This is a genomic window from Nitrosomonas communis (genome assembly GCF_024102715.1).
In the GTDB taxonomy this organism is placed as follows: Bacteria; Pseudomonadota; Gammaproteobacteria; order Burkholderiales; family Nitrosomonadaceae; genus Nitrosomonas; species Nitrosomonas communis_B.
The window spans coordinates 24,717-38,651 of sequence record NZ_JAGFJM010000081.1 but is presented as its reverse complement, the minus strand read 5'-3'; the positions used below and the strand labels follow the sequence as shown (position 1 = coordinate 38,651).

At 48.1% G+C, this 13,935-nt stretch carries 13 protein-coding genes; 9 read left to right on the top strand and 4 right to left on the bottom strand.

What is annotated here, in order from left to right:
• Positions 1-121: 121 nt before the first annotated feature.
• From J5I83_RS07865 to J5I83_RS07835, 7 genes are all read left to right on the top strand, one after another.
• The gene (locus J5I83_RS07865; RefSeq protein ID WP_304054713.1) at positions 122-721 is read left to right on the top strand and encodes a riboflavin synthase; all 600 of its coding nucleotides are present in this window, start codon (positions 122-124) and stop codon (positions 719-721) included.
• A 6-nt stretch (positions 722-727) separates the two neighbouring features.
• Entirely contained in the window at positions 728-1,843 is a 1,116-nt protein-coding gene (ribBA, locus tag J5I83_RS07860) for a bifunctional 3,4-dihydroxy-2-butanone-4-phosphate synthase/GTP cyclohydrolase II (protein WP_304054712.1), read from the top strand.
• A 50-nt stretch (positions 1,844-1,893) separates the two neighbouring features.
• Positions 1,894-2,373, top strand: coding sequence for a 6,7-dimethyl-8-ribityllumazine synthase (gene ribH / locus J5I83_RS07855; RefSeq protein ID WP_304054711.1), 480 nt, complete (start codon positions 1,894-1,896; stop codon positions 2,371-2,373).
• Between the two features lie 10 nt (positions 2,374-2,383).
• Positions 2,384-2,878: a transcription antitermination factor NusB gene (nusB, locus tag J5I83_RS07850; protein WP_304054710.1), complete on the top strand. Its 495-nt coding sequence runs from the start codon at positions 2,384-2,386 to the stop codon at positions 2,876-2,878.
• A gap of 284 nt (positions 2,879-3,162) precedes the next feature.
• Entirely contained in the window at positions 3,163-4,134 is a 972-nt protein-coding gene (thiL, locus tag J5I83_RS07845; protein WP_304054709.1) for a thiamine-phosphate kinase, read from the top strand.
• Positions 4,115-4,660, top strand: coding sequence for a phosphatidylglycerophosphatase A (locus tag J5I83_RS07840; RefSeq protein ID WP_304054708.1), 546 nt, complete (start codon positions 4,115-4,117; stop codon positions 4,658-4,660). The genes thiL and J5I83_RS07840 overlap by 20 nt, the downstream gene beginning before the upstream one ends.
• A 15-nt stretch (positions 4,661-4,675) precedes the next feature.
• The gene (locus J5I83_RS07835) at positions 4,676-5,188 is read left to right on the top strand and encodes a CinA family protein (protein WP_304054707.1); all 513 of its coding nucleotides are present in this window, start codon (positions 4,676-4,678) and stop codon (positions 5,186-5,188) included.
• On the opposite strand, the gene J5I83_RS07830 is transcribed toward J5I83_RS07835, so the two are convergent.
• From J5I83_RS07830 to J5I83_RS07815, 4 genes are all read right to left on the bottom strand, one after another.
• Positions 5,177-5,791 carry a TIGR00645 family protein gene (locus J5I83_RS07830; protein WP_304054706.1) on the bottom strand — a complete coding sequence of 205 codons (615 nt, stop codon included), beginning with the start codon at positions 5,789-5,791 and terminating at the stop codon, positions 5,177-5,179. The two genes, J5I83_RS07835 and J5I83_RS07830, sit on opposite strands and share 12 nt — an antisense overlap.
• 130 nt (positions 5,792-5,921) lie before the next feature.
• Positions 5,922-6,809 (bottom strand): succinate--CoA ligase subunit alpha, encoded by an 888-nt coding sequence (gene sucD, locus J5I83_RS07825; protein WP_304054705.1) that lies wholly within the window; start codon positions 6,807-6,809, stop codon positions 5,922-5,924.
• 15 nt (positions 6,810-6,824) lie between these two features.
• Complete coding sequence (locus J5I83_RS07820) at positions 6,825-8,006, bottom strand: malate--CoA ligase subunit beta (protein WP_304054704.1); 1,182 nt, start codon at positions 8,004-8,006, stop codon at positions 6,825-6,827.
• 49 nt (positions 8,007-8,055) lie between these two features.
• Positions 8,056-9,006 (bottom strand): CoA ester lyase, encoded by a 951-nt coding sequence (locus J5I83_RS07815; protein ID WP_304054703.1) that lies wholly within the window; start codon positions 9,004-9,006, stop codon positions 8,056-8,058.
• A 663-nt stretch (positions 9,007-9,669) separates the two neighbouring features.
• Here J5I83_RS07815 and cas9 point away from each other — a divergent pair.
• Both cas9 and cas1 read left to right on the top strand, forming a co-directional pair.
• The gene (gene cas9 / locus J5I83_RS07810; protein ID WP_304054702.1) at positions 9,670-13,035 is read left to right on the top strand and encodes a type II CRISPR RNA-guided endonuclease Cas9; all 3,366 of its coding nucleotides are present in this window, start codon (positions 9,670-9,672) and stop codon (positions 13,033-13,035) included.
• Positions 13,022-13,927 carry a type II CRISPR-associated endonuclease Cas1 gene (gene cas1, locus J5I83_RS07805; protein ID WP_304054700.1) on the top strand — a complete coding sequence of 302 codons (906 nt, stop codon included), beginning with the start codon at positions 13,022-13,024 and terminating at the stop codon, positions 13,925-13,927. Before cas9 ends, cas1 begins: the two co-directional genes overlap by 14 nt.
• Positions 13,928-13,935 lie beyond the last annotated feature (8 nt).

Sequence of the window (13,935 nt, the reverse complement as noted above, 5' to 3'; positions counted from 1 at the left end):
AAACTGCGTAACGCTCAGATATTTACTGTACCGCAGTTAAGGAAGATGACATATGCTGTTGCTTGTTTACCAAGAAAACATCAACAAAGGTGGCAGTATCTCAATATTTGGAAAATAACAGATGTTTACAGGAATTATCGAAGCAGTCGGAGAGATTAAACAGGTTAGCCAGAAAGCCAATGCGCTCGGCCTGCTTATTGCCCCAGGCAAGCTGGATATGAGCGATGTCAAGATCGGTGACAGCATTGCAGTTAATGGCGTGTGTTTGACAGTCACCTCATTAGCCAATAATTTCTTTACTACCGATGTTTCCGAGGAAACTTTGCGCTGCACACATGGCCTGAATAGCATAGGCAATTATGTTAATCTGGAAAAAGCAATGCGGTTAACAGACCGATTAGGTGGTCATTTGGTCAGCGGCCATATAGATGGAGTGGGCGAAGTCACTAAATTCGAACAAGCAGGAGAAAATTACCTGCTGGCGATCAAAGCACCGCCATCGCTGTTAAAATATATTGCGGCAAAAGGATCGATTACGGTCAATGGTGTCAGTCTGACGGTAAACCGTATTCATGCTGATATCTTGGAAATTAACCTTATTCCCCATACATTAGCTGAAACGAATCTGAAACACCTCAAACCGGGCGAAAAATTAAACTTGGAATCAGATATGCTGGCGCGCTATGTTGCGCGTCTACTGGAACTATCTTCTGGAATTTAAGTAACTATGGCAATCAGCACTACCGAAGAAATCATTGCAGATCTCAAAGCTGGAAAAATGGTCATCCTTATCGATGAAGAAGATCGTGAAAATGAAGGCGATCTGGTACTGGCCGCTGACTTTGTCACAGCAGAGGCGATCAACTTTATGATCAAGCATGGCCGTGGGCTGGTCTGTCTCACACTGACCGAAGAGCGCTGCCATCAACTCAAATTGCCGCTGATGGTTTCAGCGAACTATTCATCCCTCGGAACCAACTTTACTGTTTCCATTGAAGCTGCCCGAGGTGTGACAACCGGCATTTCTGCTGCTGATCGCGCCCGCACGATACAAGCCGCGGTTAAAGCGGATGCTAAGCCCGAAGATATTATCCAGCCTGGTCATATTTTTCCGCTCAAGGCGCAAAAGGGCGGGGTGCTGGTACGTGCAGGACATACCGAGGCAGGATGCGATCTGGCACAGATGGCAGAATTAACACCCGCCGCAGTGATCTGCGAAATCCTGAAAGATGATGGTGAAATGGCGCGCCTGCCAGATCTCATTGAATTTGCAGGCAAGCATCACCTCAAAATTGGCACTATCGCAGATCTGATTCACCATCGCAGTCTCACGGAAAGCCTGGTAACACGTATGGCAGAGCGGACCATTCAAACCATCTATGGTGAATTTCATCTAACTGCTTACCATGATAAAACCGCCAATGTTACCCATCTTGCGCTGGTAAAAGGCACGCTTCACCCGGATCAAGAAGTACTGGTGCGCGTGCATGAACCTTTATCTGTAATCGACGTACTGGATATCGACGATCATGTACACTCCTGGAGTATTAATGATGCCATGCGTGTCATTGCCGAGATAGGACAGGGTGTAATCGTGCTGTTGCATCGCAAGGGAGATGCCGCCGTATTGATGGAACGGCTGTTGCAGAGCAAGGCACAGCATCAGGATTTGAACAAAACAGATTTGCGTGACCACGGCATCGGTGCGCAGATACTGAAAGATCTCGGCGTAGGCAAGATGCGTTTACTGGCGACGCCACGTAAAATGCCCAGCATGACTGGTTTTGGTCTGGAAGTGACAGGGTACTTAGAAACGCGGGATAAAAGCGTACTGTTACAGTAAAATTCAGGTTTTTTATTCCTTCAACCATTAATACGCTTACTGGAGTGGGCATGACGTATTATGACAATATCCCGGAAATTGAAACCCAGCTCGATGGCAACGAGCTTCGCATCGGCATCGTAATGAGCCGCTTTAACATTGATATAGGAGAAGGGTTGCTCGGCGCGTGTACCGCTGAATTAACCAAGCAAGGCGTGCAGGGATCAAACATGCTATTGGCTACCGTCCCTGGTGCGCTGGAAATCCCGTTGGCATTACAAAAAATGGCCTTGTCCGATCAATTTGATGCACTCATCGCATTAGGCGCTGTCATCCGCGGCGAAACGTATCATTTCGAAGTGGTATCAAATGAATCAGCACGAGGACTCATCGCTGTTCAGCTCGATACCGGTATTCCGGTGGCAAATGGCATACTCACAACCGATAATGATGATCAAGCGCTTGCCAGGATGGCACAAAAAGGAGTCGAGGCGGCACGCGCCGCGATTGAAATGGCCCATCTTCTGGCCAAACTTGATGAAATGACATAAAAATTGGCTTATGACTGCAACACCACCAGCTTCATCTTTAAAAACCGGCTTTAAATACAAGAAACGCCGCCATCTTGCGCGCGAGCTCGCGTTACAAGGCATTTATCAGTGGCGCGTCGCCAGGAACGAGGTCGGTTTCATTGAAACCCAATTACGTGAAGCAAGTATTTTTCCTAAAGCAGATGAGTCCTTTTTTTATGATTTACTGCGCGGCGTGCTGAAAAATTCAACTACGCTGGAACAACACATTCAACCATGCCTTGATCGTCCCCTCACTGATCTTAGTCCCGTTGAAGCTTCCATTCTTTTGCTCAGCACCTACGAGCTCATGCATCATCTGGAAATTCCTTATCGAGCCATTATCAATGAAGCAATCGAACTGGCCAAAACCTATGGGGGAACCGACGGCTACAAATATGTAAATGGCGTACTGGATAAGCTCGCGGCACAATTGCGCGCGATAGAAATCGAGTCGCAGGCCAAGAAAAAAACTGGATCAGGATAACAATGATTTTCAAAAGAAAACCTGAATAAGTGAGCAAGGTGGATACAGTGCAAGATACACAAAACGCAGAATCAGAAAAAACGTGCAGCGTGCGTTTTAGTAAATCGTGCCATGATCACATTTACAAAAATGCCGTTCGGTCTGAGCTTGTCGAAAGCCAATGTCAGTTACTTAGCGATCCGACAAGCTCACTGCGAATGGTAGTAGCGATTTTACTGGAACGATTCATTCCTGAAACTTCGTTCTAGCTGTCCTCTGGTAAATATTTCTGCTATGGACGGGCTGTGAGTTCAGAATTTGATATTATCCGCCGTTATTTCACCCGGCCGACTCATCGGGCGATACTAGGCATAGGAGATGATGCTGCCCTGATTCCCTATACTGCAACTGCTGATCTGGCCATTTCTACCGATACACTGGTATCAGATCAGCACTTCTTCGCCGATACCGATCCTGGCAAACTTGGTCATAAAGCGCTGGCAGTCAATCTCTCTGATATGGCGGCAATGGGAGCAATTCCCCGCTGGGTCACACTCGCGCTGACATTACCTGCCAATCTGGCAAACAGGAATAGCAGCTGGCTGGAAGTGTTTATGGATGGATTCTTTACGCTGGCCAGCAAATATGAGGTGGAACTCATTGGCGGTGACACGACATGCGGTCCGCTTAATATAAGCGTACATATCATCGGTGAGGTTGCCAAAGGAAAAGCACTGAAAAGAAGCGGGGCAATGCCAGGTGATGATATCTGGCTATCCGGCTATTTAGGCAACGCCGCATTGGCGCTTGCTCACTTGCAGCAGCGTATCACCTTAAAACCAGACGAGCTGACTGTGTGTTTAGCTGCGCTTGATGCCCCGGTAGCACGTATCGAACTAGGGCAGCGATTAATTAATCTTGCTCATAGCGCGATAGATATTTCCGATGGATTGCTGGCTGATCTTGGGCATATTCTGGAATGCTCCCAAGTTGCCGCAACGATTCATTTAGGAAAAATTGCCTGCTCAGGGGTCATGCAGCGATACTTACCCCTATCAGTTGCAGTTGACTGTTTATTGGCAGGGGGTGATGATTATGAACTTTGTTTTACCGCGCCCGTGATCAAGCGTAGCGAAATAGCGCAGCTATCGCAAGAATTGTCCATTCCACTTACCCGGATTGGAACAATTAGCCAGGGTAAAGGATTGTTCCTGCTTGATGTAAACGATAATACGATCACACACGAGAAAAAAGGCTATGACCACTTCCTTACCTGAGCCCTATCAACCCCGTTTCAAACTTCCGCCGTTGCAGCCTGATTTGGCGTTTGTGCATAGCCGCTTTGCCCACTTTCTCGCATTTGGTGCTGGCGTTGGGTTGATCCGGCTGGCACCGGGCACCTTTGGCACATTAGTTGCTTTTCCATTATTCTGGTCCTTGGCATCTTTTCTCGAACCGGTCGCACTATTACTCGCAATTGATATTTTTTTCATCCTGGGTATTTGGGCGTGCGGCATTACTGGCAAGGCGCTGAGTACTCCTGACCATCCTGGTATGGTTTGGGATGAAATCGTCGCTTTCATGCTGGTGCTCTATTTCATACCAGATCATTGGCTATGGTCCCTCGCCGCGTTTATTCTATTTCGCTTTTTTGACATCCTCAAACCCCCGCCCATCAAATACTATGAGCGCCATTTTCGTGGCGGACTAGGGGTGATGTTTGATGATTTACTGGCAGCATTCTATACCTTGCTTTGTTTGGCCGGCTGGAAGTCGCTGGTATTATTTGAAAGCTACTTTTGAAAAAAGCGACGAATCATGTACGATGATCAAACGCTGCTAACCTTTGCTCAGAAAGCAGGCGCAGCACTAGCAGAAAGAGGATTAATGCTGGCTAGCGCAGAATCGTGCACAGGCGGCTGGATAGGCCAGGCGGTCACTTCCGTTGCAGGCAGTTCAGCCTGGTATGATCGTGGCTTTATTACCTATAGTAACCATGCCAAGCAGCAAATGCTGGGCGTACAGGCTGCAACACTGACTCAATATGGCGCAGTATCCGAGCAGACTGCGCAGGAAATGGCAATGGGCGCCATTAAAATGAGTGAAGCGCAGATAGCGGTTGCTGTCACCGGCATTGCCGGCCCAGGCGGCGGATCAAAAGAAAAACCTGTAGGAACGGTGTGTTTCGCCTGGGCATGCAGGCATGGTCTCGCTCATAGCAAAACTCATTTTTTTGCGGGAGATCGTGCTGCCATCAGGCGGCAGGCCGTGGCCACTGCCTTATCAGGTATTCTCCAGCTCCTGAGCGATATTCCCCCTTCAGTGGTCTGATTCTGTATTGCTGTGCAGCGTCTCTGACATCAGACGATCTGTATAGGCAATCGCCATCGCAGAGAGCAAGAAAGTAATATGAATGCCTGTTTGGGCTATCAATGTTTTTTCATTATAAGCACTGGCATTGATAAAGGTTTTGAGCAGGTGGATTGACGAGATACCGATGATGGCGGTGGAAAGCTTGATCTTTAGCACCGCGGCATTGACATGCGATAGCCATTCAGGCTGATCGGGGTGGCCTTCCAGATTCATGCGTGAAACAAACGTCTCATAACCACCAATAATCACCATAATCAATAGATTAGAAATCATTACCACATCAATCAGGCCGAGTACCACTAGCATGATGGCCGTTTCTGTGATCTTCATCGGTGCCGCTCCTTCTTCGGGAGCAACAATATGCAGAATATGCTGCAACGACTCTCTGTCACCCATGATCGCACCCACCAGATCAACCAACTCGATCCAGAAGTGAAAAACGTAGACGCACTGTGCCAGCACTAATCCCAGATAAAGCGGTAATTGCAGCCAGCGTGATAAAAACAGAAAACGGGCGATGGCTGAAATTCTTTTTTTGTCAGGTTGCTGATTAATTTTCATATCATCAAAAATTCAGTTATTTTGGTTTCGCCAACAATAAATTGCTTGCTGTGGAATCATATGCGCCGACTTCAGCGATTGATCAGACTCATGGCAAAGTCTGGTCAATCGTTGAGATGGCGACATGCGCTTACACTCTGGCCAGTACTTCCGCCACCGTTTTTCCCATTAGGGAAGGAGTAGGGCAGATGGTGACACCCAATTCCTTCAATCGTTCGACTTTTTCTGCAGCGCTCTCACCCGCAGTAGAAATAATGGCGCCTGCATGCCCCATGCGCCGGCCGGTGGGTGCCGTCAATCCGGCAATATAGGCGATTAATGGTTTGCTCATATTTTCTTTGGCAAAAATGCCTGCTTCCACTTCTTGCGGTCCGCCGATCTCACCGATCATCAATGCTACTTTGGTTTCCGGATCCTGTTCCAGCTTTTCCAGCACATCCCGGTGCGAGCTGCCTATGATCGGATCACCGCCAATTCCAACCGAGGTGGAAATGCCGATACCCAATCGCCGCATTTGATCAGCAGCCTCATAACCCAGCGTCCCTGAGCGGCCAACCACTCCCACATTGCCCCGTTTATAGATATGGCCGGGCATAATGCCTAGCATGGCCCGTTCCGGACTGATGGTGCCGGAACAATTCGGACCAGTCAGCATCATCCTCTGTGTCTTGGGAAAACGGCGTAAAAAACTCTTGACCGTCATCATATCCTGCGTCGGAATACCATCTGTGATCGAGACACAATACTTGATGCCGGCATCGGCAGCTTCCATGATCGAATCCGCGGCAAATGCCGGAGGTACAAACACGATGCTCGCCTCGGCTCCGACTTGCTCGACGGCTTCTTTCACGGTATTGAATACCGGTAACCCCAAGTGCGTTTTCCCGCCTTTGCCCGGGGTAACGCCCCCCACGACTTTCGATCCGTATTCGATCATTTCCTGTGCATGAAAGGTACCGATTCTGCCTGTAAACCCTTGCACAATAATGCGCGTATTTTCGTTAATTAAAATGGCCACTCTGTCTGTTCTCCCTTACCCTTGTGTCGCAACCACTTCGTTGCGTGCCTGAACAACTTTTTCCGCTGCTTCCGCCAATGTTTCCGCGGTAATGATCGGCAAGCCACTGTCTGCAATAATGCGGCGGCCTTCTTCCACGTTGGTGCCGGATAAACGCACCACCAGCGGCACTTTCATATCGATATTTCTCACCGCTTGCACCACACCTTCTGCAATCCAGTCGCAGCGATTGATCCCAGCAAAAATATTCACCAGCATCGCTTTGACGCCTTCATCAGCCAATACCAAACGGAATGCTTTCTCGGTGCGCTCAGCCGAGGCGCCCCCGCCGACATCCAGGAAATTGGCGGGCTCACCGCCTGCCAGCTTGATCATGTCCATAGTTGCCATCGCCAGACCAGCACCATTGATCATGCAGCCGATATCCCCATCCAGGCCGACATAACTCAAGCCAGCCTCTGCCGCGGCCACTTCACGCTGATCGATTTGCGTTTTGTCACGCAATTCGGCAATTCTATGGCGGCGGAATAAGGCGTTCTCATCGAAGCTCATTTTTGCATCCAGCGCAATCAGCTCGTTATTTTTGGTCACAACCAGCGGATTGATCTCCAGAATATTGGCATCCAGATCGCGCAAAGCACGATAGCATCCCTTGATGGTTTTAACTGCGTGATTAAGTAAATCTTCTCCGAGTCCCAAGGCAAAAGCCATGGTACGCGCCTGAAAGTCCTGCAGTCCGACAGCAGGCTCCACATGGATTTTAACGATTGCATCCGGATTGGTAGCAGCAAGATGCTCAATTTCCATACCGCCTTGCGCGGAACCGACCATGATGACGCGCTCATGGCTGCGGTCGATCATGAAGGACAAATATAGCTCTCTGGCAATCTCCGTACCCGCCTCGATATAAAGGCGGCTACATATCTTGCCAGCCGGACCGGTCTGATGGGTCACCAGTTTCTTGCCCAAGAGTGCTTCGGCGGCCGCTTCCACTTCCTCATGTGTTTTACAGACTTTGATGCCGCCTGCTTTACCACGTGCGCCGGAATGAATCTGTGCCTTGACCACCCAGACACTTCCATCGATCTCGCGGCAACGCTGTACCGCTTCATCCACTGTATATGCCAATCCACCTTCGGCAATCTTGACACCATACTCGGTCAAGATTTCTTTCGCCTGATACTCGTGAATATCCAATGCCTATCTCCCTTCTGTTTCAAAAAACTGTTTAAAATCTGCCTGCTGGTTATTTATTTTTGGCAGCAATCGCCTCGGCTGCTTTCACAATATTGTTGGCCATTCTTTCCGAAGCCGCATCGATCAAGCGGCCATCGAGCGAGGCCGCACCTTTACCCTGGGCTGCTGCTTCTTTCAATGCCGCCAGAATCCGTCTGGCTTTTTCAATTTCTGCCGCGGGCGGAGTGAATACCTCATTGGCCAGCGCAATTTGGGTCGGATGGATCGCCCATTTGCCCTCGCAACCCAGCGCTGCTGCCCGTCTGGCTGCCTGCTTGTAACCTTCCGGATCCTGAATATCTCCGAATGGTCCATCGATCGGCCTCAAGCCAAAAGCGCGGCATGCCACAGTCATGCGACTGATGGCTGCATGCCATTGATCGCCGGGATAGCCGGGATTAAGTCCGCCGATATTGGTGGTGCGGGCGCGATTGCTGGCTGCGTAATCCGCCACGCCAAAATGCAGTGCCTCCAGCCGCCCAGATGCGCCATTGCGCGCGATATCCTCGACATTGGCCATACCCAGCGCAGTCTCGATCAGCGCTTCGATGCCGATCCGGTTTTTCAATCCCTGCTGCATTTCCAGTTGATTGAGCATCGCTTCCACCATGTAGACATCTGCATAAACACCTACTTTGGGAATCAAAAGGGTATCGATCTTGTATCCTGCCTGCTCGACCAGATCAACTACATCCCGCACCATAAACTGCGTATCCAGACCATTGATTCGTACCGACAGCGTAATGCCATGCCCTTTCCAGTCCAGATCATTGATCGCCTGGATAATATTTTTCCGGGCCTGCAACTTATCGTCCGGCGCAACTGCATCCTCAAGATCCAGAAAGATAAAATCCACCCCACTTTTCAGTGCTTTTTCAAACATCTCAGGACGTGAACCTGGCACCGCCAGTTCGCAACGTTGCACGCGCTGAATCTTGGTTTCATACAATGTGTGACTCATTTTTCCTCCAATAAATAAAAATAAACCGGTATGTCAGGGATGCTGAAGCAGCAAGTGGAAGTCAAGCATGCCCAGATTTTTTCTTGTGAAGCATGCCATGTTGTACGTGAAGCGGGTAAATGACTGTGATTGTTTCTGTCGATTTTTGTGCGTTTCAAGCTGGTATTTCCGAGTAATCAGGCTGTAGTGTTGTTCGATTCGGGTGCAATTATATCACTGGCTGGCGTTAGATTTGAGTTTGAAGGGAAATGATAGTCTGCGAACACAATGAATATACCCAAATTCTATCCTAGACTATTCCTTTGCGAGCCTCGTCTAGCGACAGCGATTTGTATACCTGAACTCACTATTAACTTGGCTTGAATTACTCAGAATAATTATTAGAGAGCATTATTTGAATCACCTTGTTGCTTCAAAATCACGCAGATATGAATATGGACTATTCAGACAGGATGTAGCAATCAAAATGTAAATAAATTCTGGCAGCTACTAATTGTAAAGATTTGGACAATCGATATCATTTACGTTAATGTCATATAAATGATAAAGCCCGGTGGATTTCGCCACCGGGCGGGTACGACTCGAATCTTTTGATTCAGCTTATTGTAGCAACGGCTCTCACCCCGGATGAGCTACAACCGCTATATTATCAGGGAGAACGATATGTCAGACAAGCATCGCGATAAGAATAATTCCATACCGCTTACTTTCGGACTGGATATCGGTATGGCCTCAGTGGGTTGGGCAGTATTGGCACCCGATCGAATCGTTGATTTGGGTGTGCGCGCATTCGATAAAGCAGAAACAGCCAAGGAGGGCGAATCGCTCAATAAAGCACGACGAGATGCGCGTTTGATGCGTCGCCGTTTGCAGCGCCGTGCATGGCGGCTAACGAAGCTGGCAAGATTACTGAGGCAGGAGGGATTAATTTCTGATACCAAATTATTCAAGAATCAACAACCATTTCCCCAATCACTCTGGCAGCTTCGTGTCGAAGGATTGAGTCGATTACTTGATAAGGAAGAATGGGCCCGAGTCATCTACCATCTCTGCAAGCATCGAGGTTTTCACTGGATTAGTCGTGCAGAGGAAAAGGCAGCAGAAAATGACAGCAACGGTGAAGGAGGAAAAGTCAAGCAAGGTCTCACGAAAACGAAGCAATTGATGCAGGAAAAAGGCTATCGCACATCTGCCGAAATGGTACTGGCAGAGTTTCCTGAAGCCCAGCGTAACAAGCAGGGCGACTACAGCAAGGCATTATCACGTTCCCTGCTCGCTGAAGAATTAAAAATGCTCTTTGAATATCAATGCAAGATGGGTAATCTTTATGCAAATACAGAGCTTGAAAATAAAATATTGGGCAATAGCGACAAAAAGAGTGGGCTATTCTGGCAACAAAAACCTGCGCTAGCTGGAGATACTTTATTAAAAATGCTGGGGCACTGCACATTTGAGAGAGAAGAATACCGAGCACCCAAAGCAAGCTTTACCGCTGAACGTCATGTCTGGCTGACTCGATTGAACAATTTACGGATCGTGGTAGATGGTATTACCCGCCCGTTGAATTCAGATGAACGAATTGCTGTTCTACCCTTGCCTTACCAGCAATCCAGCGACTTCACCTACAAGCAATTACGCAATGCACTGGTAAAAAATGGTTTGACCGATTCATTTCGTTTTTTAGGTTTTGCTTATCCGAGTGAACAACAGAAAAATGAAGAAAAAGTAAAAAATCCGGAAGATGAAAAACTGATCAAACTACCCGGTTGGCAGGCACTACAGAAAAAGCTGAAAGAAAAAGGCTTGGAAGCGGAATGGCGACAAATTTCAGTCGCGGCTTTGGATGGGCAGCCGACGCTACTCGATCAAATTGCTCATGTTCTCAGCGTGTACAAGGAAGATCAAGAAACGATTAGCGAACTGCAAAAGCTTGAGCTTCCCCATAAAGCCAAAATGATTGAAGCACTGCGCGAAATCAGCTTCAAAGCGTTTCACGCATTATCACTCAAGGCATTATATAAGATCGTGCCCTTCATGGAGGAAGGCCTGCGCTATGATCAGGCCTGTGAAGCAGCAGGCTATCACCATAGCCAATTACCTGATACAAGTGAAGGTAAGTACTCATACTTACCACCGCTTTATGCCGGCAGAGACAAGGATGGCGGTATGATATTCAATAAGGATATGGATATTCCTCGTAATCCGGTGGTATTGCGTGCGTTGAACCAGGCACGGAAGGTCGTTAATGCGCTCATTCGCAAATATGGGTCGCCACATTCCGTGCATATCGAAATGGCGCGCGATTTATCGAAACCTTTCAGCGAGCGAAAAAAGATTGAAAAAGCGCAAGGTGAATTTCGTGAACGGAATGAGAAAGACAAAGCCCGGTTTGCTGAAGAATTCAATCTTGTTGGCATACCTAAAGGCAAAGAATTCGAGAAATACCAGCTTTATCGCGAACAACAGGGCAAATGCGCCTATTCGCTGGAGCCACTGGACATTCATCGTGTTCTGTTTGAGCAGGGCTACAGCGAGATCGATCATGCTTTGCCCTACTCGCGTAGCTTCGATGACAGCAAAAACAATCGGGTATTGGTATTGTCACGTGAAAACCGTAATAAAGGCAACATGACCGCTTATGAGTATCTGAATGGCGCCTCTCACAGTGAACGCTGGCGGCAATTTGAAATATTTGTCAATTCGAACAAGACTTATCGCCAAGCCAAGCGTAACCGGTTGCTCAAGAAAGATTTCAATGAGAAGAATGCAGCAGATTTCAGGGAACGTAATTTGAATGACACACGCTATATCTGCCGTTTTTTCAAGAATTATATTGAGCGTTATTTGCAACTGCATACAGACAGTGAAGCAAAACGCTGTGTCGTAGTAAGCGGCCAATTGACTGCATTTCTGCGTGCACGCTGGGGACTCGTTAAATCACGGGAAGAAAGTGATCGTCATCACGCGCTTGATGCGGCAGTCGTGGCGGCATGCAGACATAGCATGGTCAAGCGATTGTCCGACTACTCGCGCAACCGTGAACTTGAACAAGTGCGCTCAGGCTTCGTCGATGTGGAAACTGGCGAAGTAATTAATCCTGCCATACTGCAAAAATTAGAAACACATTTCCCGAATCCTTGGCCGCATTTCCGTGATGAATTAAAACTGCGCCTGAACGTAGACGATCCGGCTCTGCTGCGAAGGGAAGTGGAAAAATTTGGCACTTATTCACCAGAAACGCTCTGTGAATTACAACCTCTGTTTGTTTCACGTGCCCCGCAACGGCGAAATGGCGGCGCCGCACACAAAGATACTATTTATAGTCAGCCCAGTCGATTACAAACAGAAGGTAATGTAATCCAGAAAGTACCTTTGAGCAGCTTAACATTGAAAGATATGGACAAATTGATCGATCCACATCGTAACGAGAAGCTCTACACCGCCATACGCACACGACTTGAACAGCACGGTGGTAAGGGAGAAAAAGCCTTTCCGTTCGATAATCCGCTGCGCAAGCCTGGGCGAAATGGCAATCTGGATGGTCCCACTGTGCGTAGCGTCAAAATTGTCGACAAATTAACTGGCATTCCGGTACGAGGAGGTATTGCCAAGAATGACACCATGTTGCGCGTGGACATCTTCACCAAAGCAGGTAAATTTCATCTTGTGCCAGTTTATGTCCATCACAAAGTCGCCAAGGAACTTCCAAACCGAGCAATCGTGGCATATAAAGATGAGAGTGAATGGACATTGCTCGACGATAGTTTTACATTCTGCTTCTCGCTGTATCCGAATGATTTAATAAGAGTAAAGTTAAAAAAAGAATCGCCATTGGGATATTATACGGGATGCGATCGTTCGACTGGCGCTATCCACCTATGGACACATGATCGTAACCGGCAAGTTGGTAAAGATGGGTTGATTCGCGGTATTGGTGCCAAAACTGCACTATCCATCGAAAAATTCCACGTGGATGTTCTGGGTCATGTTTATCCTGCTCCTGCGGAGAAACGACGTGGCTTGGCGTAGTATTATGATCTCAAAGCCTGCACGGTTACGGAAAGAACATTATTCACTTGCGATCGATCAGGAACAAACGGCTTTCGTCCCTTTTGAAGATATCGCAGTGATCGTGCTAAACCATCGCGAAATCACACTCACTCATCCAGTGCTCTCAGCCTGCGGCGAATATGGCATCAGTTTATTTGCCACAGGCTCGACGCATCATCCCAGTGGGGTATTTCTACCCTTTCTACCGCACTCACGTGCGACACGCTGGTTGCGCCTGCAGTTGGATTTGCCGCGCCCTGTTGCCAAGCAAGCCTGGGCTACGATTGTGCGTAGAAAAATCGCCAATCAGGCTGTCTGCCTGCGTCTCACAAACCGTAACGGTGCCAGCCGACTGGAATCTTATGAGCGGCGTGTGCGCTCTGGAGATAGTAACAATCTAGAAGGACTAGCAGCCGCTTTTTATTTTGTGCAGCTTTTTGGCAAGGATTTTCGCCGTAATCAGACCCGTTTTATTAATGCTGCGCTCGATTACGGTTATGCCGTCATGCGCGGTACGATTGCCCGCGCCTTGGTCGCGCATGGATTCCTCCCTTCCTTGGGCTTGTTTCATGCTAGCGAACAAAATGCTTTTAACCTGGCTGATGACATCATTGAACCTTTTCGTCCGATTGTTGATTTATTCGTGACCAATCTTGTCATTCCGGCAGATGAGATGTTGCATCCAGAAATCAAAGCAGCACTGATCAATCTGCTTAACGTTGATGTTTCAATGCCTCGGGGAAAAATGTCTGTGCTTTCAGCCATTGAACACACTGTCGAGAGCCTTGCACGTCTCTATGAAGGAAATGATAAAACGTTCCTTGAATTGCCCAGCTTGATCGGATTGGAGCCACATCAACTGGAGTATTAAAGCTGTGA

Bases quoted from the DNA above. Each gene is read 5' to 3' on its own strand.
- J5I83_RS07830 (WP_304054706.1), bottom strand. From the start codon at position 5,791: ATGAAAATTAATCAGCAACCTGACAAAAAAAGAATTTCAGCCATCGCC.
- ribBA (WP_304054712.1), top strand. From the start codon at position 728: ATGGCAATCAGCACTACCGAAGAAATCATTGCAGATCTCAAAGCTGGA.
- J5I83_RS07840 (WP_304054708.1), top strand. From the start codon at position 4,115: ATGACCACTTCCTTACCTGAGCCCTATCAACCCCGTTTCAAACTTCCG.
- ribH (WP_304054711.1), top strand. From the start codon at position 1,894: ATGACGTATTATGACAATATCCCGGAAATTGAAACCCAGCTCGATGGC.
- J5I83_RS07815 (WP_304054703.1), bottom strand. From the start codon at position 9,006: ATGAGTCACACATTGTATGAAACCAAGATTCAGCGCGTGCAACGTTGC.
- nusB (WP_304054710.1), top strand. From the start codon at position 2,384: ATGACTGCAACACCACCAGCTTCATCTTTAAAAACCGGCTTTAAATAC.
- cas9 (WP_304054702.1), top strand. From the start codon at position 9,670: ATGTCAGACAAGCATCGCGATAAGAATAATTCCATACCGCTTACTTTC.
- J5I83_RS07835 (WP_304054707.1), top strand. From the start codon at position 4,676: ATGTACGATGATCAAACGCTGCTAACCTTTGCTCAGAAAGCAGGCGCA.
- J5I83_RS07865 (WP_304054713.1), top strand. From the start codon at position 122: ATGTTTACAGGAATTATCGAAGCAGTCGGAGAGATTAAACAGGTTAGC.